Raw genomic sequence first — 25,012 nt, 5'->3', positions numbered from 1 at the left:
CACTATGCCATGCCCGCCATCTTCGACGCATCGACCACCATCTGCACGCCGAGCCCGCCGAGAATGAGCCCCATCGCCCAGCGCTGCGCGAGCAGCAGCATCGGGCGCCCGTGCAGGAACGTCGCGATGCTGCTCGAACAGATCGCCACCAGCCCGTTCGCGCAAGCGAACGCGGTGATCAGCAGCGAACCAAGAAACAGCGATTGCCCGAGCACGCTGCCTTTCCGGTAGTCGATGAACTGCGGCAGCAGCGAAATGAACAGCATCGCGAGCTTCGGGTTCAGCACGCTGGTCGTCGCGCCCATCGCCAGCAAACGAAGCGGGCGCTCGCTGGGCAACGCCCGCACCTCGAACGGCGAGCGGCCGCCGGGCCTGACGGTCTGCCACGCGAGATACAACAGGTACGCCGCACCGACCACGGCCAGCCCGCTGCCCGCGTAGGGCACGCTCATGAACAGCGTCGTGATCCCGAACGCCGCACCGAACATGTAGAACAGGTAGCCGATCATCACGCCGCCGAGCGAGATGAGCCCCGCGGTGCGACCTTGAGCGATCGAGCGCGACATCACGTAGACCATGTTCGGCCCGGGCGTGACCGCGAGCATGCCGCCGATGACGAGAAATCCGTAGAGCGATCCGGACGTATGCATGTCTGATGATTCCTGCAACGAGTAAGGGCTGACGGGATGCATTGTCCGACCGTGGAGGAGAACAGTAAAACGGGATAAACTGAATCGATTAATCAGTTTTTCTGAAGACGATGAAAAAGCTCGACCTCGATGTGCTCGCGATGGTGGTGGCCGTCGCGGAATCCGGATCGTTCGCGCAGGGCGCGCAGGCCGTGCACCGGTCGCCGTCGGCGGTGAGCATGCAGATCAAGGCGCTGGAAGACGCGCTCGGCAAGCCGCTCTTCATCCGCGACACGCGCAACGTGACGCCGACCGACGACGGCACGATGCTCGCCGAATACGGCCGCCGGATGCTGGCGATGCGCGACGAGGCCTGGGCGTCGGTCGTGCGCCCGGAGGTCCGCGGCCGCGTGACGATCGGCGTGCCCGACGATTACATTTCGTCGCTGCTGCCGCAGGTGCTCGGCAAGTTCGCCGCGATGCATCCGCGCGTGGAAATACGCGTGATCGGCCAGCCGAGCAGCGCGCTCGTGCCGATGCTGAAGGACAACACGGTGGACCTCGCGTGCCTCACGCGGATCAAGGGGGTGACCGGCGAGCTGATCCGGCTCGAGCCGCTCGTCTGGGCCGGGTCGCCGAAGCGCAATGTGTGGGAAGAGCGGCCGCTGCCGGTGGCCTTTTTCACGCACGGCGGCAGCGCGGCGCGCGATCACGCGGTCAAGGCGCTGAACCGGCGGAAGATCCCGTACCGGATGTCGTACGAGAGCCCGAGCCACCTCGGCCTGCTCAGCATGGTGGAGGCCGGGCTCGCGGTCGCGCCGCTGGCGCGCTGCTGCATTCCCGATCATCTCGTGCAGCTGTCGGAAAGCCACGGGCTGCCGCCGCTCGGTGAAATGGAGGTCGTGCTTGCGCGCAGCGCGCAGTCCGCGCGCCCGCCGTGCGACTACCTGGCCGAGCAGATTCTCGGCGAATGGCGCACCTGAGCGGGCCGCCGCCGGCCGCGTTTCAGCAGGATTTCAGCAGCCATTCGCGGAAGGCGACGAGCGACGGCAGCGTCTCGTTCCCCGGCGGGTAGACGAGGTAGTAGCTGCGCTGGCTGGTGATCGCGTCGCCGATCGACACGAGCTCGTGGCGGCTCAGCTCGTCTTCCACCAGCACCTTCGGCACGAGCCCGATCCCCATCCCGGCCCGCACCGCCTGGATCAGGTGCGACGTGAGCTCGAAGCTCGGGCCGATGCGCATCTGCCGATGGTCGAGCCGAAAGTGCGAAAACCACTCCGCCCACGCCTGCTGGTTGCTCGTCACGCCGAGCAGCGTCTGCTTGGCGGCCCACGCCGGCGTGCGTGCGTCGGCCTTGCGGCGGCTTGCGCTGCCCGTGTCCGGCGGCGCGATCGCGATCAGGAACTCGTTGTACAGCCGGTGCGCGTGCAGGCCCGGCCAGTCGCCTGCGCCGACGGTGATGGCCGCATCGAGGTCGTCGTTGAGGAAATCGATGCCGCCGATCCGCGAATGGAGGTGCACGGTCACGCCCGGATGCGCGGCGTAGAAATCGTGCAGGTGCGGCAGCAGCCATTTCGAGCCGAACGTGGGCAGCGTTGCGAGCCGCAGCGTGCCGGCGCCCGCCTGGTGCGACATCGCCTGCAGCGTCGCGCCGCGGATGCGCCCCAGTGCGCCGCTCAGCTCGCTGAAGTAGCGGCGCCCGACTTCGGTCAGCTTGACCGAGCGGCCCTCGCGCCGGAACAGTGGCACGCCGAGCTGATCCTCGAGCGTCTGGACCTGCCGGCTGATCGCGCTCTGGCTCAGCGACAGCTCCTCGGCCGCGCGCGTGTAGCTTTCATGCCGCGCGGCGGCCTCGAACACCAGCAGCAGCGACATCGACGGGGTGAGGCGACGGTAATTCATGAGTTTTATGCAATATTCGCCGGAGCAGAATTCGTTTGTTTCTCGCGAAGTATCCAAAGATACTGGAATTCCCGGTCGCGTGGAAACTTGCTAAAAAATCATGTTTCGGCCATGCGAGCCGGCCGGTTCCACTCACGTTGCCGCTTTTGCCCCATGTCGATCGCCTCGTTGCCCCGTCCCGCCAGCCCGCCCGCGCATGCGTACCGTGACTTTCTCGCCGCGCTGCGGGCCGCCGGATTCGCCGGGGAAATCCGCGCGGACCATGCGAACCGGACGGTGCAGGCCACCGACAACTCGATCTACCAGCGTCTGCCGCAAGCGGTGATCTGCCCCGCGCATGCGGACGACGTCCGGCTGCTGGCACGGCTGCTCGCCGAGCCCGCGCATCGCGACGTCGCGGTGGCCGCGCGCGGCGGCGGCACGGGCACCAACGGGCAGTCGCTGACCGACGGCGTGGTGGTCGACCTGTCGCGCAACATGAACCGGATCCTCGAAATCGACGTCGAGCAGCGCTGGGTGCGCGTGCAGGCGGGCGTCGTCAAGGATCAGCTCAACGCGGCACTGAAGCCGCACGGGCTGTTCTTCGCGCCGGAACTGTCGACGTCGAACCGCGCGACCGTCGGCGGAATGATCAACACCGACGCGAGCGGGCAGGGCAGCTGCACGTACGGCAAGACGCGCGACCACGTGCTCGAGCTCGATTTCGTGCTGATGGGCGGCGAGCAGCTGCACAGCGAAGCACTCGCGGACGACGAGCTCGAGCGCCGCTGCGCGCGCGAGGACCGCATCGGCAAGGTCTACCGCACCGCGCGGCGCATCAGCGACGACAAGGCGGCGCTGATCGAAGCGAAGTTTCCGAAGCTCAACCGCTGCCTGACCGGCTACGACCTCGCGCACCTGCGCGAACCGGACGGCCGCTTCAACCTGAACAGCGTGCTGTGCGGCGCGGAAGGCTCGCTCGGCTTCGTCGTCGAGGCGAAGCTCAACGTGCTGCCGATCCCGAAGGTCTCGGTGCTGGTCAACGTGCGCTATGCGGGCTTCATGGACGCGCTGCGCGACGCGCGCGCGCTGCTCGCGCACCAGCCGCTGTCGATCGAGACGGTCGACTCGAAGGTGCTGATGCTGGCGATGAAGGACTTCGTGTGGAGCAGCGTGGCCGAGTATTTCCCGCAGGACGATGCCCGGCCGACGCTTGGCATCAACCTGATCGAATTCAGCGGCGACGATGCGGAGGACGTCGACGCACGCGTGCGCGCATTCGTCGATCATCTGCGCACCGATTCGAGCGTGGAGCGCCTGGGCCACACGCTCGCGGCCGGCGACGACGCGGTGAAGCGCGTGTATGCGATGCGCAAGCGCGCGGTCGGCCTGCTCGGCAACGTGCAGGGCGAGGCGCGCCCGCAGCCGTTCGTCGAGGACACCGCGGTGCCGCCCGAAAACCTTGCCGCGTACATCGCCGAATTCCGCGCGCTGCTCGACGGCCACGGGCTGCAATACGGGATGTTCGGGCACGTCGATGCCGGCGTGTTGCACGTGCGGCCGGCGCTCGACATGAAGGACCCGAAGCAGGCGGCGCTGGTGCGGCCCGTGTCGGATGCGGTGGCGGCGCTCACGCAGCGCCACGGCGGCCTGTTGTGGGGCGAGCACGGCAAGGGCGTACGCTCCGAATATGCGCCGGCGTTCTTCGGCGAGCTGTATCCGTCGCTGCAGCAACTGAAGGCCGCGTTCGATCCGCACAACCAGTTCAACCCGGGCAAGATCGCGACGCCGCCGGAGAACACGATGCGGCTGCTGAAGATCGACGAAGTGCCGACGCGCGGCGACCACGACCGGCAGATCGACGAGCGTGTATGGCAGAGCTACGGCACCGCGATGCACTGCAACGGCAACGGCGCGTGCTACAACTTCGATCCGGACGATGCAATGTGCCCGTCGTGGAAGGCGACGCGCGAACGCGTGCAATCGCCGAAGGGGCGTGCGTCGCTGATGCGCGAATGGTTGCGCCTGCAAGGGCAGGCCGGCGTCGACGTCGTCGCGGCGGCGCGTGCGCGGCAGCCGTTCCTGGGCGGTCTTGCCACGCGCTGGCGCAACAGCCGCGCGGCGCGCAGCGGCGAAGCCGATTTTTCGCACGAGGTGTACGACGCGATGGCCGGGTGCCTCGCGTGCAAGTCGTGCGCGGGGCAGTGCCCGGTGAAGGTGAACGTGCCGGAGTTTCGCTCGCGCTTCCTCGAGCTGTATCACCAGCGTTACCTGCGGCCGCTGCGCGACTACCTGATCGGCTCGCTCGAATTCACGATGCCGTGGATGGCGCGGGTGCCCGCGCTGTACAACGGGCTGATGCGCTCGGGATGGGTGCGCGCGGTGCTGGAGCGGCACGTCGGCATGGTCGACAGCCCGCTGCTGAGCCGCTTCGATCTCGCGGCGGTGATCCGTCAATGGCAGGTGAAGCCGGCCGATCCGCAGGCGCTCGCCGCGTTGAGCGACGCGCAGCGCGCACGCAGCGTCGTCATCGTGCAGGACACCTTCACGCGCTATTTCGATACCGAGCAACTGGCGACGCTGATCGAGCTGGCGGCGCGTATGGGCTTCCAGGTGTGGCTCGCGCCGCTCGCGCCGAACGGCAAGGCGCTGCATGTGCAGGGCTTCCTGCGCGCGTTCGAGCAGGCGGCGATCCGCAATGCGACGCAGCTGGCCGCGCTGGCGCGCTCGGGTGTCGCGCTGGTCGGCCTCGATCCGGCGATGACGCTCACGTATCGGCAGGAGTACCTGAAGGTGACGGGGCTCACCGATGTGCCGAAAGTTGCGCTGCCGCAGGAGTGGTTGCTGCAGGCGTTGCCGGAGGCTGGTACTGGCGACGGTGTCGGCGGCGTGCCCACGTCGTACCGGTTGCTGCCGCACTGCACCGAGAAGACCAATGCGCCCGACAGCGGCAAGCAATGGGCCCAGGTATTCGCGCGGCGCGGGCTGCGCTTGAAGGTCCAGGCGACCGGGTGCTGCGGGATGTCGGGTACCTACGGGCACGAGGCGCGCAATCTCGCGACGTCGAAGACGATCTACGCGCAGTCGTGGGCGTCACACGTGGACGGGCCGGAGGACGAAGGCGAGGCGCTGGCGACCGGCTATTCGTGCCGCAGCCAGGTGAAGCGGATGTCGTCGAAGCAGGTGCGGCACCCGTTGCAGGCGCTGCTCGATCACATGCGGGCGGTGGGGTGATTGGTCGGGCGTCGCGTGTCGCGTTGCCCGTGAGATGACATTCGATTCAGCGTCGAGCGGCAAGCCCCGTGCCGTTGTCGACGCATGCCTGTGCTCAGGCGTCGGCTTTCGCCGTTTTTCTGGAACGTGGTTTTTCCACCGCAGGAAACGCACCGCCGCCGCGCGGCCGTTTCGGTTCGATCCGCATCTGTCGGATCACGCGCCGGAAATCGATCTCGTGCGCCGCCATCGTGCCGATCAGTTTCGCGATGACCGCGAGGTGGGACGGGACCGTGCCCTTGCTCGAATAGTTCGTGATCGAACTTTCGTTCATCTTGATCAGGCGGGCGAACTCGCGCGCCGTCAGCTGTGCCTTCTTCAACTCCTGTTGAAATTCCGCATACGCCATTGCACACATGATGCTTCGTCTCCGTGAATCAGAATTCGGCCCGCGCGGCGCCGGCGCCGACGGGTGGCGTTCCCGTCGCACCGGCGCCGCGTCGGGTTACATCTTCACCTGGTCGAGGAAGGTCTTCTTGCCGCTCTTGTAGCCGTAGATCGAGATGATCCCGTGCGTCAGGTCGCCCTTCGAATCGAACGTCGTCGTGCCGATCACGCCTTCGTACTTCGTCGCCGGCATCGCCGCGAGGATCTTCGCCGGCTCGGTCGAATTCGCGCGCTTCATCGCGTCGACCGCGATGTAGACCGCGTCATACGCGAACGGCGCATCGAACTTGATGCCCTGGTTGAAGCGCTTCTGGTATTTCGCGAGGAAGTCCGCGCCGCCCGGCATCTTCTCGAGCGCGGCGCCGGCCTGCGAGCACAGCACGTTGTCGGCCGCCGGGCCGGCCAGCTCGGCCAGCGAGTCGGTGCACACGCCGTCGCCGGACAGGATCTTCGCGCGCAGGCCGAGCTGCTTCGCCTGCTTCGCGAGCGGGCCGCCGGTGGCGTCCATGCCGCCGTACATGATCGCGTCCGGGTTCTCGCCCTTGACCTTCGTCAGGATCGCGCGGAAGTCGACCGCCTTGTCGTTGGTCGCGTCGTGCGACAGCACCTTCAGGCCGAGCGCCTTCGCCTTCTTCTCGAACTCGTTCGCGAGGCCCTGGCCGTATGCGGTCGAATCGTCGATCACCGCCACGCTCTTCACGCCCTTCGACTGCGCGTAGCTCGCGAGCGCCGGGCCTTGCTGCGCGTCGGTCGCGACCACGCGGTAGGTCGTCTTGAAGCCTTGCTGCGTGTAGGTCGGGTTCGTGGCCGACGGCGAGATCTGCACGATGCCCGCGTCGCTGTAGATCTTCGACGCCGGGATCGACGTGCCCGAGTTCAGGTGGCCGATGACGGCGACGACCTTGTCGTCGACGAGCTTCTGCGCGACCTGGGTAGCCTGGCGCGGGTCGGCCGCGTCATCCTGTGCATCGAGTTGCAGCGTGATCTTCTTGCCGCCGATCGTGAGACCCTTCGCGTTGATTTCCTCGACCGCGAGGCGCGCACCGTTCTCGTTGTCCTTGCCGAGGTGCGAGATGCCGCCCGTCGTCGGTTCGACGCTGCCGATCTTGACGACCTGGTCGGCCATCGCGGTCGACGCGGCCGCGAATGCGGCGGCAGCCAGTGCGACGGTGATCAGGGGTTTGCAGCGCATGCCGACAGTGCTTCGTTCCATCTGCCATCTCCGATTTGAATGTCTTTCTATTGGCGTCTCGACCGGCCGACGGCGAGGTCGGGGCGATCGGACGAGTCTCCATACCCATCATGGGCTTCACTGCATCGCGTCCTGCCCCGCGACGTGCCGCCCGGGTGAACGGGCGAATCGGGGCCTGAAACGGTGCAATTCGTATGAATATATATGAAGCCGATTTTGCGCGCTGCAGCGAATCACGTAGCGGGGCGGGCGCAGTGCGACCAGCGCCCGAAATTCGACGGCGCCGGATGCCGGAAATCGTGCGCCGCGGCAGGCCACAGGCTGCGATTCGCTGTCGACGGCCTTACGAACGCATCCATTATTCGGCCGGCGGGTGGAACGAAGCCATGGACACTGATGCACGGTCAATCCGGAACTGTTCGGTCGATTTGTCTGCACAGTTTGGACGATTTCGATTGCGCATCCGGTTGCGGGGCCATGCTTCATCGCGATCGATATCCTCGTTTTAATGCAACTAACGGTCGAGCCCGGCAGCGTCGACGACCGGGCGCGGGTAGGCGACCCACGCGATGCATTCCGCTTTGCAGATGCCGGGGTTCGTCCCGACCGGCTCGCTTGCGGATCGTCGGGGCGATCGGGCCGGCCCGATTCGGCTGCGAGCCTAAGAACGTCCGCGCAACGCCACGAAGATCACGCCGGCAATCGCCAGCAGGCCGCCGCACACCGTCTCGATGCCGGGTCGCTCGCCCGTCAGCACCATCGACAAGACCGTCGCGACCGCCGGCGTCAGGTAGAGGAAGTTGGCGGCGCGCGCCGCGCCGAAGTAGCCGAGTGCGAAGGTCCAGGTCGCGTAACCCAGTGCGGCGGGGAAGATGCCGAGCATCAGCACGGCCAGCGCGGTGTCGCGCGACCCGCTGCCCAGCGCCACGAGCGCGCCCGGCAGCCACGGCGTGAGCAGCAGCGCGCCGGCGAGCAGCGTGTACGCGGTGCAGGCCAGCGCGCCGTACACCGGAATCAGCCGCCGCTGCAGCACGAAATAGCTGGCCGAACACAGGGCCGCGCCGAGGATCAGCGTGCTGCCGGCGCCGAGGACGAGGCCGCCCGGCTGCCCGCGCGCGATCACCGCGATGCCGGCGAGGCTGACCAGCGAGCCGAGCCAGCCCCAGCGGTTGAAGCGCTCGCCCAGAAACACCGAGGCCAGCAGCGCCGTGAAGATCGGCAGCGTGTTCACGATGAAGCTCGCCGCGCCGGCCGAGACGGTTTGCTCGCCGGTATTGAGCAGCGCGTTGTAGAGCGCGATGCCGAGAAAGCCGCACAGCAGGAAGCGCAGCGCGTCGCCCCGGGTCGGCACGCGCGGCCGCCGCACGGCGAGCCACGCGACGATCAGCACGGCCGCCGTGGCGAAGCGCGCCGCCGCGAGTTGCAGCGGTGTCAGGCCATGCAGGCCGATCCGGATGAACGGGAAAGCGGACGCCCACGAGACGATCGTGAAGGCGACCGCGCCGGCCGCGATCAGCGGCTGCCGCGCAGTGCGCGACGACGGGGTGGAGAGCGTGTTCATGCGGCCATGATGAGGCGTGGCAAGATGCTAAGCTAGCGCACAGATCAGCACGCAGATATGACCATGATTCACAGCTCGAGCCGGCGGCCGGCCGGCGCTTCAACCCGCGCAAAGCGCGCACCGGCGGCGTCGCCCGCCGCAGCGCCGGCGCCGGGTTCGCGGCCGCCGCTCGCGAGTCTCGAGACGGTGTGCACGGTCGCGCGCGAGGGTTCGTTCCTCGCCGCGGCCGATGTCTCCGGCGTGACGCACGGCGCGATCAGCCGGCGGGTGGCCGCTGTCGAAAACTGGCTCGGCCTGCGGTTGTTCGAACGCCATGCGCGCGGTGTGCGCCTGACGCCGGACGGCCAGCGCTTCGTCGGCCGGATCGAGCAGGCGTTCGCGATCATCGACAGTGCGGCCGATCAGTGGCGCTCGCCGCGTACGCCGCGGCTGGTCAGGATGAGCGTGGTGCCGGCCTTCGCGCAGCTCTGGCTGCTCGAGCGCCAGCATGCACTCGAGAGCGAGGCGCCCGCATTGCGGATCGAACTCGGCATCGATCTGCGCAACGTGGATATCGCCGGCGGCGAAGCAGACCTGTCGATCCGGTACGGGCGCGGCAACTGGCGTCAGCTCGACACCCGTGCGTTCATGCCGGAACGGCTCTATCCGGTTGCGCATCCGCGGCTCGCCGCGCAACTGGCGAAGGCGCGCCGCCGGCGCGGCGATGCCGCGTTGCTCGACATGCCGTTGCTGCACGATTCCGACGTGACTGGCTGGCGCACGTGGTTCGATGCATTGGGCGTGCCGTTCAAGCCGCGCGCGCAGGATCGCCGTTTCGAGGATTACAACCTCGTGCTGGCCGCCGCCGAGGCCGGGCTCGGCGTGGCGCTGGCGCGGGTACCGCTCGCCGACGCCTATCTCAAGCGCAGCGAACTCGTGCGCGTGAGCCCGCACGAAGTCGATTCGGTGCTCAGGTATTACTTCGTGCATGCGAAGGGGGAGAATCGGCCTGAGGTGCTGGCGTTGATGGAGCGGATGCGGGCGGCGGTGGGGGCAGGCGGCTAGTGCCGGCTATAGGGTATCGTGTCGGCCCGCCACGATAGCTGTGGCAGCGAAAAAGCGTTGTGCGATACGCGGCACTAGGCTCGGGCCGCCGGATCGACGACAATGCGACCGCGAAAAACGATGAGGTGGAGAGATGAACGAGATTCGAAAAGGGATGCATCCGTGCGGATGCAAGCGAGGTCAACAATGAACAAGCCGGACAAGTCGTCGAAAGCGCGTGCCGCGCTCGACCAGCTGTTTTCGGGCATGGCGCCCACGGACGCGACGCGCGCGTCGCGTCCGGGCAATCCGTTCGAAGCGAGCGCGGACGATGCATCCGCCGGCACCGGCGGGCGCGGCGGTATCGAAGTCACGCTGTCGACCCGGATCCAGTTGCGCGGCTATCCGAATGCGAACGCATTCATGAAGCGCATGGCCGAAGCGTGGGGGCTGGAGTGGGGGATGTACGACAGCGTCAAGGCCATCGCGACGCTGCCCGTCGGATGGCGAGCGCGCCGGTTGCCGGAAGTCACGCAGATCGTCGACGGACACGACGTGCTGCGCGCGGAGAGCAGCCTGCAGGGCGGCGAAATGTCGTACCTGAAAGTGCATCCGCGGTACTACATCGACGCACGCAAGGGACTGGGCTGGGGCAAGTCGTCGAAGGCGTCCGACGATCCGGATCTCGACGGCCCCGACTGGAACTGCTTCGTGATCGATCGCGAAAAGTCCATCGAAGTGCACGAACTGACGACCTCGTCGTTGAAAGCCGACATGGACAACGCGCGGGCGACGTTGCTGAAATGGCTGGACGAGAACTATCCGAAACATCGCGATCCTTTCGCTTACTGGTCGGATTGCGAAGGGGCGTCGTAATCTTGCGTGGCTGCCCGGTTCGGGTTCCGGTTCACCGGCACGCGCTGTGCGGCCGGCGCCGGAGCGGGTGGGGTGCAAGTCGCTTCGATGCATCGGCCGGTTGCGACGGGAGCGTCAATTGAAACGAGCCAGTGTCGCCCCGGTTCTCTGGGCAGCGTTCGGTGCGGCGGTCGGTTCGACCGTCATCGAGCTGCTGCTCTGGCCGATCGTCGGTGACGACGCGATCGGGAACCTGCTGCGCGACACACGCCTCACGGCAGCCATCGTGATGGGGCGCGGCATGCTCGGGGCGTCCGCCGGCTTCGATCCGATCGTCATGGCGGTGGCGACCCTCGTGCATCTGGTGCTGTCGCTGGTCTACGCGGCTGTGCTGGCGAAGTTGATTCGCAACCTGTCGCTCGCGGCCTCGCTCTTCGTGGGCGGCGCGTTCGGCCTCATTCTGTACGGCGTCAACCTGTACGCGTTCACCGCGATCTTCCCGTGGTTCATTCCGGTTCGTGGCGCGATCACACTCGTGGCCCATCTGGTATTCGGGATCACGGCAGCGGCTGCCTACCGCTTCGCCAGGCGCTAGGCCGGGCGCCAATCGACGGTTCCTGCGTCGATCATTCACATCAGACCCCTGGAATAAGCCCGCGCGCTGCATCGTTTAGCCGTCAGGAGACCCTGCACGATGCGGCGGCGCGTGAGCGCCGCGTGATGAATCGTGCGCGAGCAATCCGATCTGCCGGGCGCCGTCAGCGGCGCCCGCGATCGAGTGGTCGGGGGCAATCAGGCAGGAGCCGATCATGTGCAACTGGATTCGATCCGGGATAGGTATCGTCTGTCTCGGCTGTTCCGCGGCGGTCTTTGCGCAAACGTACGACGATCTGGCGGACGAGACGACGAACTGCCGGGCGGTCGTCGCGCGAGCGAACATCGACGGCACCGAGCAGCAAATCGTCGGGCGTGCGTGCCTGCAGGACGATGGCACATGGCAGTTCGTGCAGAGCGCCGATGGTAGTGTTTTATGGTATCCGGCAGCGGACTATCCGTATGCGGACCTGGGGTACTGGGGGCCGCCGCTTTTCATCGGCGCAGGTGTGGGCTTCGTGTTCGTCGATCGCTTCCACCACTTCCATCATTTCCACCACTTCGATCACGTCGTCCACTTCAACGGGGTGGACCATCACCGCGTCGGCGTGCCGATCGGCGCCGGTTTTCACCACGGTGCGTTTCCGGCCGGCACTGTCGGGCACGGGTTCGGCGGCATGCGTCCGTTCGGCGGCGGGAGCGGATTCGGTGGAATGCGGCGACGCTGACGCAGCAGTTACAGGATCGATGCGAACCTGGGCACGCGAAGCAGCAGTCCTGCGATCAGGTAGCACGCGACGCATGCGATGCCGCCGGTCGCGGCGAACTTCAGGAACGGGGCCGCCGGCACGTTCTGCCATGCGAGGGCAACGCCGACCAGCACCGGCGGATGGATGATGTAGATCGTGTAGGCGCGTCGCGCCAGCGGCTGCCACACGCCCGTCAGTCGAGTGAAGCGTCGCTGAAAGCGGCTGGCGAGAAACAGTATCGTGCCCCATGCGACCAGTGGCTCCCAGAACGCGTACACCACGTCAACCGGACGGCCATGCAATGCGGGAACGTGCTTCGCGAGAAGGTAGGCGACGGGCAGGACAGGGATTGTCAGCAGCGCGATGCGCCACCATGTGTCGACCTGCCGTGGCGGAAGATGCTCGAGCCAGCGTGCGCGTGCTGCCCGGCAACCTGCTGCGTACAGCACGACGTAGCTGGCGAAATACCCGAGCTGAAGCCCCCATACGTTGACACCTATCGGCCATCGCGACCGCAACGCCAGCGCCGCGATCCCGGTCAGCCATGCCGCCGAGGCCAAGGTCCTGTCCGAGGGGAAAGGATGCTGCTCAGGCCGGCTCGCGGTGCGCGCGAACGCGGCGCTCCAGAGTGCCGCAGCCGCACTGAAAATCAGCAAAGCCTTGGCGAACCACATCGGGCCATTGTCGAACGTGCCGTGGCGCCACAGGCGGCCGAGCGTGTCTTCAAACGGGTGCCCGGCAGCGGACTGCGCCAGTGCGATCGTGGCGGGGCCGATCAGAAACCCATACACCAGCAGCGGCAAGCCGAGCCTGAGAAACCGGTCAGCCAGAAAGCGGGGGGCGCCCTTGCGATCGAGGGATGGTGGCGTGTGGTAGCCCGCCAGGAAAAAGAACAGGCCCATGAAGAACGCCTGGTTGATCGCGCAGAAGAGCGTCAACAGCGCGGATTCCACCGACGGCCCCGCGGCCACCTCGTGGTAGTACCACCCGCCGAGCGCACCGTACGTGATCGCGCAGTGGTGAAACACGACCAGCAACGTCAGGCAGGCGCGCAATGCGTCGAGGCCGGCGTTGCGATGCGCGGCAACCGCCTGGTCCGTCCGGGCCGTGACATTGACTGCAATGTCCTGAGCGCTCATTGCCTTGCCTGTGGGATTGGTCAGTCATGACCCGCGTCGCATGCATCGGGCGGGCGTACAGGTCGGCAACATACGCCGTTGTGATTACAACCTTCCTACAAGCCGTTCTGCTGCCGGCGCGATACGCGATTGCCTAATCGAGCCGCCCGCGCAGATCGTCGAACGGAATCATCACGTGCGTGCGATACGCGGGCCGTGCTTGCAGCCGCTCGTACCACGCTTGCACGTGCGGGAGGTCCGGCCGTGCGATGTCGAGTTCGAAGTAGCGATACAGGTGCGTGCCGGCCGCGATGTCGGCGAGTGTGATTGAATCACCCGCGAGAAACGGCTGCCCGGCCAGCGCCGCATCGAGCGTCCGGAAGTGCTGCGCGCACTGCGCGATGCTTTGCTCGACGCGCACCGTGTCGCGTTGCTCGGGCGGCGTCCGGAAGTAGCCCCGGAACACGCCGTTCAGGAACGTCGGCTGCAACGTGGTTTGCGACCAGTCCATCCAGCGGTCGGCGCGCGACTGTTCGGCGGGGTCGTCGTGCCAGAAGCCGGGGCGTCCGTAACGCGCGGCGAGGTAGCGCAGGATGCTGTGCGATTCCCAGACGACCGTGCCGCCATCGTCGATCACGGGTATGCGCCCGTGCGGGTTCATCGCCAAGAAATCGGGCGTGTCGAGCACGCCGAACTGCCCGCCGGCCGGCACGTGCCGATGCGCAAGCGCGAGCTCGTCGACGAGCCACATCACCTTCTGGACGTTGAATGCATTGCGGCGCCCCCATACGGTCAGCATGCCGGCCTCCTGGTGTCGTGCGGAACGGGATCGCGACAGTGTAAACGCCACAGGCGCGCACCGCGGTGCGCGCCTGCCGGCTGTCGTCGATGTCGTCGTCGTTGCCGTGCGGCGACGCGCTCAGAACTTGTGGCGAATCCCGACGATCGCGAGTTCCTGGGTATCGGTGCCGGAGTTCACGCCGTACGAGCCGACCGACGCGGCAGCCTTCACGACCGCGCCGTTCGCGTTGAGCGTGTTGCCGCTCGCCTTCTGGTAGCCGAACAGTGCATACAGGTCGGTGCGTTTCGACAGCGCGTAGTCCGCGCCGAGGTTGACCTGGTTGTAGTGCGCGGAACTCGGCCCCGTCAGCGACGTGTAGTTGTAGCCGACGCCCGCGCGCAGCGCCGGCGAGAACTGCCAGTTGAAGAACGCCGAGCCGTTGTTGAACTTCGCGTTCTGGCTGAACGCCGACAGCGTGTCCGCGCCGTACTGCGTGTTCGAATACGCGAGGCCGAAGGTGGCGGGCCCGGCCACGTACTGGCCGGCCACGCGCACGATCTGGATCGACTTCGCGCTCGAGAAGCCCTGGTTGATCACGGTGTTGAACAGCGTGTCCGAGCTGCTCGACCACGTGCGCACGCCGTTCGCGACGGTGGAGCCGCCGTTCGCGTAGAAGAAGCCGGCGCCGAGCGACAGCGGGCCGTTCGCGTAGCTTGCGCCGAAGCTGTACGTGCGGCCGCTGCCGGTGGCGCCCGCCACGCCGCCGAAGCCGTACAGGCCTTCGAACTGGAAGCCCGAGATCAGCGGGCTCGTGTACTTCACCGAGTTGCTGACGCGCAGGCTGTTGTCGTAGTTGTCGAGGTCGCCCGGCGTCGCGAACACGCCGCCGAAGTAGTTGTCCTGCGTGAGGCCCTGCACGAGATCGACGACCGGATCGTACTGGCGGCCAAGCGTCACGGTGCCGTACGTGCTGCTCACGAGGCCGACGACGGCCTTGCGGCCGAATTCGCGCGAGCCCTGGCCGAGCGCGCCCGTGCCGATGTTGAAGCCGTTCTCGAGCTGGAACAGTGCGGCCAGGCCGCCGCCGAGATCCTCGGTGCCGCGCAGCCCCCAGCGGCTGCCCGACAGGTTGCCGCTGCTGAACTTGACGAGGCTCGACGCGTTGCTGCCGTTCGCGTTCTGCGCGTTGTGCACGTACGCGATGCCCGCATCGACGATGCCGTACAGCGTGACGCTGCTTTGTGCGTGCGCGCCGGCGGCGTAGAGCGCGGCCGGCAGCGCGAGCAGTGCGAATGAACGGATCTGTTTCATTGTTGGATTCCCCCGTTGGTCGATTGGTCTGACGAGTCGGTGAACGATACGGACGGCGCATCGTCGAGGGAACCAATAAATTTTCGGATCGTTATGAGGCGGCGCGGAGATGGGTGTGCGCGCAACGAATGGGCGGCGCGGGCGGGCCACCCGCGCATCGCGACGGGCGTGCCGCACGATCCCGTGCGCAGATCAGTGGCAAGCGTCGCCCGATGCGAACAGCCGCGGCTGTGCGGCATTCAACGTGTCATCCGCTTCGGGCTGCCACGGAAAGATCCCGTTGCGGTCGGGCCACAGCAACTGGACGCACGGGAAGTCGTCGTTGCCGTAGAACCATCGATTCCAGCCGAGATGGGCTTCGTAGTGCGCTTTCTCGACCGGCATGAGGAGCGCGTTCGCATGGGAGTAGAGGGATGCGGTGACTTCGCCGACCGGAGGGGGCGTACCGGCCGCGACCATCCGGTAGACGTCCCACAGCACGTCGTGGACGATGCGCGCCGGCAACGAGAACACGATGATTTCCGGAAAACCGTGGTTGACCCACAGCCCGGTCGTGAACGAGAACCCGGGATCGTCTCCCTCTGCAAACACTTCCGTGCGAAACCATCCGTGCCGGCGAATCTGGTTCACGAATCGCTGCTCGTCTTCCTCGAGCACCGAATCGGGCGCGTCGAGCGCAGTGGCGATATCCGGTCGCGTGGTCATAACGGTTCCTTGTATCTGCGTCGTGCGGCAGGATACCGGGCGACGAGGTTCGGCTGACGGCAAAGCGATCGCGGCCGAATCCGCCGCTGATCGCGATGCCGCCACGGCTCACTGCTCCGCGCTTTCCACATCCGCCGTCTCACCGAGGAACCCGCCGCTCTGGTGCGCCCACAGCGCCGCGTAAATACCACCGGCCTGCAGCAACTGCTGGTGCGTCCCTTCCTCGACGATGCGCCCTTCGTCGAGCACGATCAGCCGGTCCATCGCCGCGATGGTCGACAGCCGGTGCGCGATCGCGATCACCGTCTTGCCGCTCATCAGGTCGTCGAGGCTGCGCTGGATCGCGACTTCGACTTCGGAATCGAGCGCGCTGGTCGCCTCGTCGAGCACGAGGATCGGCGCGTCCTTGAGCATCACGCGCGCGATCGCGACGCGCTGCCGCTGGCCGCCCGACAGCTTCACGCCGCGCTCGCCGACCTCGACGTCGTAGCCGCTTCGGCCATGGCGATCGCGCAGCCGGCCGATGAACTCGGACGCTTCCGCGCGCACGGCTGCGTCGTGCATCTCGCGCTCGGTCGCGTCGGGGCGCCCGTACAGCAGGTTCTCGCGCATCGTCCGGTGCAGCAGCGACGTATCCTGCGTGACCATCCCGATCGCGCCGCGCAGGCTGTCCTGCGTCACGTGCGCGATGTCCTGCCCGTCGATCCGGATCGTGCCGCCGCCCACGTCGTAGAAGCGCAGCAGCAGGTTCACGAGCGTCGACTTGCCGGCGCCCGAGCGGCCGATCAGTCCGATCCGCTCGCCGGGCCGGATCGTCAGGTTCAGCCCGTCGAACACCGCGCGATCGTTGTCCTCGTGCGCGAACTGCACGTTGTCGAACACGATCCCGCCGCGCTGCACCACGAGCGGCTTCGCGTCGGGCGCGTCGACCACGCTGTGCACCTTCGTCAGCGTGTTGATGCCGTCCTGGATCGTGCCGACGTTCTCGAACAGCTCGGTCATTTCCCACATGATCCAGTGCGAGTAGCTCGACAGGCGCAGCGCCATCGCGATCACCGCCGCGACGACGCCCGCGCTCACCTGGCCATGCATCCACAGCACCAGCGCGAGGCCGGTCGAGCCGACCAGCAGCAGCGTCGACAGCAGGTGATTGACGACCTCGAACGCGCTGACGAGCCGCATCTGCGCGTCGCCGGTCGCCTTGAACGCCTCCATCGCACGGCGCGCGTGGTCGGCTTCGCGCCGCGTGTGCGAGAACAGCTTGACGGTCGTGATGTTCGAATACGCATCGGTGATGCGGCCCGTCATCAGCGCGCGCGCATCGGCCTGGCGGCTGCCGACGGCACCGAGGCGCGGCACGAAATACGCGCACGCCAGGCCGTAGCCGAGCGCCCACAGCGCGAGCGGGATCATCAGCCGCCAGTCGAAGCTGGCCGCGAGCGCGAGGATGCCGATCAGGTACGCGGCGACGCCGATCACGACGTCGACCGACATGAACAGCGCATCGCGCACCGCGAGCGCGGTCTGCATGATCTTGGTCGTCACGCGGCCCGCGAACTCGTTCGCGTAGAACGACAGGCTCTGGTCGAGCATCAGCCGGTGAAACAGCCAGCGCAGCCGCATCGGGAAGTTGATCGCGAGCACCTGGTGCTTGACCATCGTATGCAGCGCGATCAGCAGCGCGCTGCCGGCGAGGATCGCCGCGAACCCGGCGAGCGTGCCGAAGTGCCGGCCGCCGAAATCGGCCGGCGTCGAGGACGCGAGCCAGTCGACCACGCGGCCCATCATCGCGAACAGCGCGGCTTCGTACGCGGCCAGCGCGGCCGACGTCAGCGCGATCAGCAGGATCCAGCTGCGCGCGCCTTTCGTGCACGCCCCGACGAACGAGAAGAAACCCCGCGGCGGCGTGACGGGATCTTCGAGCGGGAAAGTCGGCAGGCGCCGTTCAAACCACGAAAACATCGACTTGTTCTCCTTGTGCGGCCCGACGCAGCGGGCGGGCCGATGATGCCGGGGCCGGATGCGACGCGGTCATCGTGTGCCGGCACGTCCGTCCAGCCGATGGACGTCGCGCCGCGATTCGCGTGGCCCGGCGTGAAGTGTCGCATCGATTCGATCGTGCTGCAGGCCGGTTGTAAGCCGCCCGGCCAGGCGAACGGCGTCGTGATTGCGCGGCGGGCTCGCAGGCATGGTCATCGCACCCTTAAAAAAGTCCTTGACTGTCTATCTATGAGTAGATAAAGTTCGATCCATGGAAACGAAACCGACCGTCCGCGAACAGATTCTCGATCATGCAATCACGCTGATGATGCAGCGCGGTTACAACGGCTTCAGCTATCGGGACCTGTCCGACCTGGTGGGCGTGAAGACGTCGAGCATCCACTACTACTTCCCGTCGAAGGACGATCTGGTGCTGGAAGCGGTGGCGGCCTACAGCGACGAAGTCCTCGCGGCCGTGCGGGCGATCGATCCGGCGCTGCCGGCCGACGTGAAGCTGAGTCTGTACACGAAGATGTTCGGCCGCACGCTGGGCGACGGCAACCTGATCTGCCTGTGCGGGATGCTCGCGTCCGACATCGAAACGCTGCCGGAGAACGTGCGGCAGGCGGTGCAGGCGTTCTTCACGGCCAACGAGCGCTGGCTCGCGGAATTGCTGGCGCAAGGCGCGAAGGAAGGCACGCTGCAGTTCAGCGGCGAGCCGGACACGGCGGCGCGCACGTTGTACGCGGCGTTCCAGGGCAGCGTGCTGGCCAGCCGGCTGTTTCATACGCGGGCGCGTCTCGAGGATGTCGAGGCCGTCTGGAAAGCGCGGTCCTGACGGGCGGCGCACGAGCAGGGAGGCGGTTCGCCGCCTTTTTATTGAATCTTGTTATCTATCATGTAGTAGATAGATGAATGGCGCAGAGGAATCGATCCTCTGCATTTTTTGGGGATGTTTGTCTATCTATGAGTAGATAAACAACTGCGAAGCCGGCGAAGAAGCCGCCGGCACGTGGTCCCCGGTTCGAGGGTTGTTTCATTCATTTGCTGAAAAAGGAGTCTGTCATGTCGATCGAAAAAGTGCTGTACCGCGCCCATGCAAAAGCCACCGGCGGCCGTGACGGCCGTGCGACGGTGCCCGAAAGCGGCCTCGACCTGAAGCTGACCACGCCGCGCGAGCTCGGCGGCGCGGGCGGTGCGGGCGCGAACCCCGAGCAACTGTTCGCCGCCGGCTACAGCGCGTGTTTCATCGGCGCGATGAAGTTCGTCGCCGCGCGCGACAAGATCGCGATCCCCGCGGACGCCGCGATCGAAGGCAGCGTCGGCATCGGCGCGATCCCGAACGGCTTCGGCATCGAAGTCGAACTGAAGATTTCGCTGCCGGGCCTCGATCGCGATGTCGCGCAAACGCTGATCGACCGCGCACACGTCGTTTGCCCGTACTCGAACGCGACGCGCGGCAACATCGACGTCACGCTCACGCTCGTCTGATCAGTCGCACTGCCAACCATCCATCGCCATTCAAAGATTCGACCAAGGAGTTGCACCATGAAGATCGTCAAGCCGCTGCTGATCGCTGCCGCCGTGGCAGCCGCACTGTCCACCGCACCTGCCGCGTTCGCCGCCGGCGCCGAAGCCGTCGGTCCCGATGCGACGACGAGCGCATTCCTCGCCGCGCTGAACGGCCAGAAGGGCCCCGGCCTCGAAACGCTGAGCCCCGCGAAGGCGCGCCAGGTGCTGGTCGACGCGCAGAACGGCACGAAGGTCGACCTGTCGGGCATCGACGTGTCGAACCGCACGATCGAACAGGACGGCTTGTCCGTGCCGGTCACGATCGTCCGCCCGCAGGGCGCGACGGGCACGCTGCCGGTGTTCGTGTTCATTCACGGCGGCGGCTGGGTGCTCGGCGATTTCCCGACGCACGAGCGCCTCGTGCGCGACCTCGTCGTGCAATCGGGCGCCGTCGCGGTGTTCGTGAACTACACGCCGTCGCCGGAAGCGCATTACCCGGTCGCGATCAACCAGGCGTATGCGGCGACGAAGTGGGTGGCCGCGCACGGCGCGGAGATCGGCGTCGACGGCAGCCGCCTCGCGGTGGTCGGCAACAGCGTCGGCGGGAACATGGCGGCCGTGGTGGCGCTGATGGCGAAGGACAAGGGCGGCCCCGCGATCCGCTTCCAGGGGCTGATGTGGCCGGTGACGGACCACAACTTCAACACGGGTTCGTACAACGCGTATCAGCAAGGGCACTTCCTGACGCGGCCGATGATGAAGTGGTTCTGGGACGCCTATACGAAGAACGAAGCGCAACGCAACGAGATCTACGCGTCGCCGCTGCGCGCGAGCACCGCGCAGTTGAAGGGCCTGCCGCCCGCGCTGATCCAGGTCGCGCAGTTCGACGTGCTGCGTGACGAAGGCGAAGCGTATGGCCGCAAGCTCGACGCGGCGGGTGTCGATGCGACGACCACGCGCTACGACGGCACCATCCACGATTTCGGCCTGCTGAACGCACTGGCCACGGATGCGCCGACGAAAGCCGCGACGAAGGCGATGGCGAACGAGATCGCGACGCGGTTGAAGTAAGCGGGGGGCCGCACGCGCGCCGCGCTTGACGCGGTGCGCGTGAGACGACTCGGCGGCGGGCAGATGCCCGCCGTTTTTGCATGCCGCCAGTGCGCCGCCGACTATCCCGCGTCGGCCCGGCGCTGCTGCCCGGGGGCCTGCGCATGCAGCAGGCGCGCCATCGCCGCGCGCAGCTTGTCGCTCGGCACCGGCTTGTGCAGCAGCACGAACCCGCCGTGCTTCAGCCGGCCGGGCCGTCGCGCGGTCGTGTCGCCCGTGATCAGCATCGCGGGAATCGCCGTGTTGTACTCGTCGCGAATGCGCGCGATCGCAGCGATGCCGTTCTGGTCGCCGTGCAGGTGCAGGTCGCAGATCAGCAGGGTCGGCCGGACCTCGCACGATGCCAGGCACGCGATCGCGTCATCGACCGACGCGGCCGTGACGACCTGGTAGCCCCAGCGCTCGAGCAGCATCGACATGCCGGCGCGGATCGCGCTTTCGTCGTCGATCACGACCACGAGGTGCGCGGCGGCCGTCGTCTCGTCGACGGCGATCTCGTCGGCGGCGGCGCCCGGCTGCACGGCCGTGTCCAGCCGCACCAACTGCAGTTCGAAGCATGAGCCCCGCCCGGGTTCGGAGCGCAGCGTCAGCGGACAGTCGAGCAGCCCCGCGAGGCGCCGCACGATCGCCAGCCCGAGGCCGACGCCCCGTTCGGGCTCGTCGCCGCGACGGCGCAACTGGTAGTAGTCGTCGAATACGCGCGCCTGCTGGTCGGCCGGAATGCCGTGCCCGGTGTCGATGAATTGCAGGCGAACGTGCTGGCGCGTGCGCCTGCAGCCGACGACGATGCGTCCGGTGTCGGTATAGCGCACCGCATTCGACAGCAGGTTGCGCGCGATGCGCTCGATCAGCACGGGATCGGAATCGACCACCGCGTTGCTGCGCACGTACGACAGCGACAAGCCTTTCCCGTGCGCGTCGGCGGCGACTTCGCGGCACACGCGCTCCAGCACCGCGCCGATCGCGAACGGCCGGCGATGGACGGGCACGACGCCCGCATCGAGCCGCGAGATGTCGAGGATCGCGGTGAACAGCGCGTCCATCGCGTTGACGGACTGGTCGATGCGATCGACGAGCAGCGTGCCGTCGGCCGGCATCGGCACGTGCCGCAACGCGCCGACGAACAGGCTCAACGCGTGGACGGGCTGGCGCAGGTCGTGGCTCGCTGCCGCGAGAAAGCTCGACTTGACGTGCACGGCCTCCGTCGCGAGATCCTTTTGCCGGCGGAAGTTCTCGGCCAGCTGCGCGGCGCGCTGGCGTTCGCGTTCGGCGATCCGCTGCGCGCGGATCAGTTGCAACTGCATCTCGATCTGGTCGCGGAATTCCTCGACGAGCCGGATGTAGCGCTCCGAATACGCATTCTCCTTGCAGTCGAGCAGGCAGATCGTGCCGAACGGCGTGTTGTCGGGCCAGCGGATCGGCAGGCCGAGATACGAGACCATGTTGACGCGCAGGTCCGGATTGTTGCGCCACTGCGCGGATTGCCGCGCATCCGGCACGACCAGCGTATCGCCGCTCGCGATGACCGCTTCGCAGTAAAGCCCCGAGCCGTGCAGTTCGGCCGATTCGCCCGGATAGAACGGATTGCCGGTGTTGCGGCTCGCCACCAGCACCTGGATGTCGCGGCCGACGTTGCGCATGATCAGCCCGGCCGGCACGCCGACGATTTCCGCCATCAGGTCGACGAGGCGCTGCCAGCGCGCGATCACGTCGGCGGCGAGGTCGAACGGAACTTCATGGTCGGCCGGCGCGTCGGGCGGCTCGTCGACATGCGTCATGCGCACGCTCCTCGAACGGGCGGGGAAGATGAGGAAAATTTAGGCGTTCCGCGCCGGCATGGCAATGTCGCGACGCGAGCAGCCGTCGGATCAGATGAGGCCGGCCTTCCTGCCGGCTGCCGCTGCCTGGGTGCGGTTGATGACGTTCAGCGCCTTGAAGATCGCGGTGATGTGCGCCTTGATGGTCTTTTCGGAGAGGCCCAGCTTGTCGGCGATGACCTTGTTCGGCACGCCTTCCGCGAGATAGCGCAGCACTTCGATCTGTCGTTGCGTCAGCATCGAACCGCGTGCTGCAGCGGCGCCGTCCTGATGCTGCAGCGCGGGGTCGTCGAGCACGAGCGGCGGTACGTAGCGTTCGCCGTTGAGGGCGATCCGGATCGCGGACAGCAGCGTGCGCGGGCTGGCGGACTTCGGCACGTAACCCATCGCGCCCTGCGCGAACGCGCTGCGCACGGCGCCGGGATCCTCGGACGACGACAGCACGATGACCGGGAGCCCCGGGCGCATCGTCGCGAAGACGGCGAGCGCGTCGAGGCCGTCCATGCCCTGCAGCTTCAGGTCGAGCACGATGGCGTCGAGGTCGGTGTGATCGTCGAGCAGCCGCACCGCATCATCGGCGCTGCTCGCCTGGACGACGACCGTGTCGTCGTCACCCTGGCGCAGCAGCATCTCCACGCCATCCCGCAGGATCGCGTGATCGTCGACGATCAGAATTTTCATGAGGACGCTTGAATAAGTGAATCCGGAGTCGGGCCGACACGAACGAACCGGATTGTACAAGACGAAAGTCTTAATACTAAAGTCGCTTTTGTCCTGCATCTGTCTTGCGTCTAACGTCGCATTTACATTCAGCGGAATATCGCCGAGACTCAATCACGACAGTTCGCAATGCAGGTGAATGCAGGCACGCCATTCGATGCGTCGCCGGCATCGCGGCGAGGCGAGCGACGAAGCAAGCGGCCCTCTACAGGATTGAATGACGGCGCGCTGCACGCACACGATGTGCGTCGTTCGGCAACCGTGAATTTCGGTTATTCATGCCGAACGAAAAAAATTAACGGTTCGTAATAACCGGATTATCGGCACGCATTTTGACGATGAATCATTGATCCTGATCGCGCATGAATCGAGGTGAACGATGAAGGTTGCCAACGACAGCGATGCAATGTGGGAACTGAACATGTCCTATCTCTGGCTTGCGCAGCGACTGCTGCAGTCGGATCGCGCAACCGGCATGTTCCGCCTGGGTGTGACCGCCGATGTCGCCGCCGCGCTGGCCGCGCTGTCGATGAAGCACATGAACGAGCTCGCGTCCGCGGGGCAGTTGATCTGCGCATTGCGGCCGGGCCGGTACGGTGTGCTGTCCGCACTGACCCGCGCGACGCCGCCGGTCGATCTCGTGCGCGTGCATACCGCGATGGTGCTGGCCGGCCTTGCGCTACCCGACGAGGAAACATCATGAACGGCCGGGCAGGGCGGCATGGCCTCGCGGACGACGCGCAGCTGACGATGCACGCGGCGGCGCTGATCCGGCTCGGCGCGCGGCTGCAGATGCTGGAGATCGAGTGCGGATTGCCGCGCGACCGGCTCGTGCGGCTGTATCGCGAAGTGCGCGGCGTGGCCGCGCCGAAGGGGTTGCTGCCGTCGTCGATCGACTGGTACATGACGTGGTTCGCGAACCTTCATGCATCGCTGTTCCACAGCATCTATCGCTTCCTGCGCAACCAGGCGGGCTGCACGCGACTCGAGGCGCTCGTCAAGGCCTATACGCTGTATGCCGAACAGGGCGATGCCGCGTGCCGCGCGTTGCCGCTGGACCTGACACGCGCCTGGATGCTGGTGCGCTTCGTCGATGCCGGCGTGCTCGACATCACCCGATGCCGGGATTGCGGCGCGGCGTTCATCACCTACCGCCACGCGCTGCGCCGGCATCCCGTGTGCGTCGCCTGCCGGCTGCCGGCGCGTGCCGGCAAGCGCGCGGTCGGGACGTCGCCGCGCGTGGCGCCCGGCACGCGTCATGCGCGACGGCACGATGCACAGGTCGCCGTCGCGTCCTGTCGCGGCAGCGGGAGCGCCGTGGACGATTCATCGGGAGAATGGTGTGCGATCTAGCGGGGCGAGGGCGGCCGCGGCAGGGCCCACGCGGTCCGCGGCGCATGACGCCGGCCGGCACCTCGCGTCGGCCGGGGCGGCGCGTTCGTCCGATGGAGAAGGCTGCGCGCATCCGGTGCGCATCGAGCCGGCATCGTGAACCTCCGCGGCCTCTCCATCCGGCAGCGAATGCGGGCCGGCTTCGTGCTCGTCGTGATGCTGACGGCAGTCGCGTGCGGCACGAATCTGTGGGAAAGCTATCGGCAGTATCGGCGGGGGATGCTCGACCTGCGCGATTTCGCGCTGGTCGAGTGCGTGATGATCGCGTCGAACCGGATCTCGGCCGAACGCTGGCCCGCCAACCGGTTGCTGGCGCTGCGGCGGCGCGATTCGGCCAAGGAAGCGCAGGCCGTGCGCGATGCGCGCGCGCACACGGACCAGGCGCTCGATGCGCTGCGAGACGACCTCACGCGGGCGGAGGA

23 protein-coding genes and 1 pseudogene are annotated in these 25,012 nt (G+C 66.9%); 12 read left to right on the top strand and 12 right to left on the bottom strand.

The window, feature by feature from the left end:
- Positions 1-2: 2 nt before the first annotated feature.
- Complete coding sequence (locus G3N98_RS20690; protein ID WP_089476449.1) at positions 3-650, bottom strand: LysE family translocator; 648 nt, start codon at positions 648-650, stop codon at positions 3-5.
- Positions 651-760: 110 nt separating this feature from the next.
- On the opposite strand from G3N98_RS20690, the gene G3N98_RS20685 reads away from it, so the two are divergent.
- On the top strand, positions 761-1,612 hold the full coding sequence (locus tag G3N98_RS20685) for a LysR substrate-binding domain-containing protein (protein WP_089476448.1): 852 nt from the start codon (positions 761-763) through the stop codon (positions 1,610-1,612).
- A gap of 22 nt (positions 1,613-1,634) precedes the next feature.
- Here the strand turns inward: G3N98_RS20685 and G3N98_RS20680 are convergent, their stop codons facing one another.
- Entirely contained in the window at positions 1,635-2,531 is an 897-nt protein-coding gene (locus G3N98_RS20680) for a LysR substrate-binding domain-containing protein (RefSeq protein ID WP_089476447.1), read from the bottom strand.
- A gap of 153 nt (positions 2,532-2,684) precedes the next feature.
- Here G3N98_RS20680 and G3N98_RS20675 point away from each other — a divergent pair, with 153 nt between their 5' ends.
- Positions 2,685-5,744 (top strand): FAD-binding and (Fe-S)-binding domain-containing protein, encoded by a 3,060-nt coding sequence (locus tag G3N98_RS20675; protein ID WP_089476446.1) that lies wholly within the window; start codon positions 2,685-2,687, stop codon positions 5,742-5,744.
- A gap of 94 nt (positions 5,745-5,838) precedes the next feature.
- Here the strand turns inward: G3N98_RS20675 and G3N98_RS20670 are convergent, their stop codons facing one another.
- The 3 genes from G3N98_RS20670 to G3N98_RS20660 form a co-directional block, all read right to left on the bottom strand.
- Positions 5,839-6,141 carry a DNA-binding protein gene (locus tag G3N98_RS20670; RefSeq protein ID WP_089476445.1) on the bottom strand — a complete coding sequence of 101 codons (303 nt, stop codon included), beginning with the start codon at positions 6,139-6,141 and terminating at the stop codon, positions 5,839-5,841.
- Positions 6,142-6,228: 87 nt separating this feature from the next.
- The gene (locus G3N98_RS20665) at positions 6,229-7,383 is read right to left on the bottom strand and encodes a branched-chain amino acid ABC transporter substrate-binding protein (protein WP_206149082.1); all 1,155 of its coding nucleotides are present in this window, start codon (positions 7,381-7,383) and stop codon (positions 6,229-6,231) included.
- 640 nt (positions 7,384-8,023) lie between these two features.
- Positions 8,024-8,923: a DMT family transporter gene (locus G3N98_RS20660; protein WP_089476443.1), complete on the bottom strand. Its 900-nt coding sequence runs from the start codon at positions 8,921-8,923 to the stop codon at positions 8,024-8,026.
- A gap of 57 nt (positions 8,924-8,980) precedes the next feature.
- Between G3N98_RS20660 and G3N98_RS20655 the strand changes: the two genes are divergently transcribed.
- The 4 genes from G3N98_RS20655 to G3N98_RS20640 all read left to right on the top strand — a co-directional run bounded on the left by G3N98_RS20655 (position 8,981) and on the right by G3N98_RS20640 (position 12,123).
- Positions 8,981-9,967 carry a LysR substrate-binding domain-containing protein gene (locus tag G3N98_RS20655; protein WP_089476442.1) on the top strand — a complete coding sequence of 329 codons (987 nt, stop codon included), beginning with the start codon at positions 8,981-8,983 and terminating at the stop codon, positions 9,965-9,967.
- Between the two features lie 186 nt (positions 9,968-10,153).
- Positions 10,154-10,822 (top strand): nitroreductase, encoded by a 669-nt coding sequence (locus G3N98_RS20650; protein WP_089430004.1) that lies wholly within the window; start codon positions 10,154-10,156, stop codon positions 10,820-10,822.
- Positions 10,823-10,940: 118 nt separating this feature from the next.
- Entirely contained in the window at positions 10,941-11,396 is a 456-nt protein-coding gene (locus G3N98_RS20645) for a sodium:proline symporter (protein ID WP_206149081.1), read from the top strand.
- A gap of 214 nt (positions 11,397-11,610) precedes the next feature.
- A complete protein-coding gene (locus G3N98_RS20640; protein ID WP_206149080.1) occupies positions 11,611-12,123 on the top strand; it encodes a hypothetical protein in 513 nt (170 codons plus the stop codon).
- An 8-nt stretch (positions 12,124-12,131) separates the two neighbouring features.
- On the opposite strand, the gene G3N98_RS20635 is transcribed toward G3N98_RS20640, so the two are convergent.
- The 5 genes from G3N98_RS20635 to G3N98_RS20615 all read right to left on the bottom strand — a co-directional run bounded on the left by G3N98_RS20635 (position 12,132) and on the right by G3N98_RS20615 (position 18,021).
- Entirely contained in the window at positions 12,132-13,283 is a 1,152-nt protein-coding gene (locus G3N98_RS20635; RefSeq protein ID WP_206149079.1) for an acyltransferase, read from the bottom strand.
- A gap of 133 nt (positions 13,284-13,416) precedes the next feature.
- Complete coding sequence (locus G3N98_RS20630) at positions 13,417-14,061, bottom strand: glutathione S-transferase (protein ID WP_206149078.1); 645 nt, start codon at positions 14,059-14,061, stop codon at positions 13,417-13,419.
- A 120-nt stretch (positions 14,062-14,181) separates the two neighbouring features.
- A complete protein-coding gene (locus G3N98_RS20625) occupies positions 14,182-15,354 on the bottom strand; it encodes a porin (RefSeq protein WP_206149077.1) in 1,173 nt (390 codons plus the stop codon).
- A 192-nt stretch (positions 15,355-15,546) separates the two neighbouring features.
- A complete protein-coding gene (locus G3N98_RS20620; protein WP_206149076.1) occupies positions 15,547-16,059 on the bottom strand; it encodes a DUF4262 domain-containing protein in 513 nt (170 codons plus the stop codon).
- Positions 16,060-16,167: 108 nt separating this feature from the next.
- Positions 16,168-18,021, bottom strand: coding sequence for an ABC transporter ATP-binding protein (locus G3N98_RS20615; protein ID WP_206149075.1), 1,854 nt, complete (start codon positions 18,019-18,021; stop codon positions 16,168-16,170).
- Between the two features lie 289 nt (positions 18,022-18,310).
- Between G3N98_RS20615 and G3N98_RS20610 the strand changes: the two genes are divergently transcribed.
- The 3 genes from G3N98_RS20610 to G3N98_RS20600 all read left to right on the top strand — a co-directional run bounded on the left by G3N98_RS20610 (position 18,311) and on the right by G3N98_RS20600 (position 20,622).
- Positions 18,311-18,877, top strand: a complete 567-nt coding sequence (locus G3N98_RS20610) for a TetR/AcrR family transcriptional regulator (protein WP_089448963.1) — start codon at positions 18,311-18,313, stop codon at positions 18,875-18,877.
- Positions 18,878-19,104: 227 nt separating this feature from the next.
- A complete protein-coding gene (locus tag G3N98_RS20605; RefSeq protein ID WP_046547194.1) occupies positions 19,105-19,530 on the top strand; it encodes an organic hydroperoxide resistance protein in 426 nt (141 codons plus the stop codon).
- 57 nt (positions 19,531-19,587) lie between these two features.
- A complete protein-coding gene (locus tag G3N98_RS20600; protein ID WP_089433932.1) occupies positions 19,588-20,622 on the top strand; it encodes an alpha/beta hydrolase in 1,035 nt (344 codons plus the stop codon).
- A gap of 101 nt (positions 20,623-20,723) precedes the next feature.
- On the opposite strand, the gene G3N98_RS20595 is transcribed toward G3N98_RS20600, so the two are convergent.
- Both G3N98_RS20595 and G3N98_RS20590 read right to left on the bottom strand, forming a co-directional pair.
- Positions 20,724-22,439 (bottom strand): ATP-binding protein, encoded by a 1,716-nt coding sequence (locus G3N98_RS20595; protein ID WP_206149074.1) that lies wholly within the window; start codon positions 22,437-22,439, stop codon positions 20,724-20,726.
- A 90-nt stretch (positions 22,440-22,529) separates the two neighbouring features.
- Positions 22,530-23,159: a response regulator transcription factor gene (locus G3N98_RS20590; protein ID WP_089429985.1), complete on the bottom strand. Its 630-nt coding sequence runs from the start codon at positions 23,157-23,159 to the stop codon at positions 22,530-22,532.
- 418 nt (positions 23,160-23,577) lie between these two features.
- On the opposite strand from G3N98_RS20590, the gene G3N98_RS20585 reads away from it, so the two are divergent.
- The 3 genes and pseudogenes from G3N98_RS20585 to G3N98_RS20575 all read left to right on the top strand — a co-directional run.
- The gene (locus tag G3N98_RS20585) at positions 23,578-23,901 is read left to right on the top strand and encodes a flagellar transcriptional regulator FlhD (RefSeq protein ID WP_039355302.1); all 324 of its coding nucleotides are present in this window, start codon (positions 23,578-23,580) and stop codon (positions 23,899-23,901) included.
- The gene (locus G3N98_RS20580) at positions 23,898-24,551 is read left to right on the top strand and encodes a FlhC family transcriptional regulator (RefSeq protein WP_206149073.1); all 654 of its coding nucleotides are present in this window, start codon (positions 23,898-23,900) and stop codon (positions 24,549-24,551) included. The genes G3N98_RS20585 and G3N98_RS20580 overlap by 4 nt, the downstream gene beginning before the upstream one ends.
- A 135-nt stretch (positions 24,552-24,686) precedes the next feature.
- Positions 24,687-25,012: pseudogene (locus tag G3N98_RS20575) on the top strand (sensor histidine kinase); the annotation flags it as partial.

It is taken from the genome of Burkholderia sp. Tr-20390 (assembly GCF_017104595.1).
Taxonomy (GTDB): Bacteria; Pseudomonadota; Gammaproteobacteria; order Burkholderiales; family Burkholderiaceae; genus Burkholderia.
This window is presented reverse-complemented; position numbering and strand designations above follow the sequence as displayed.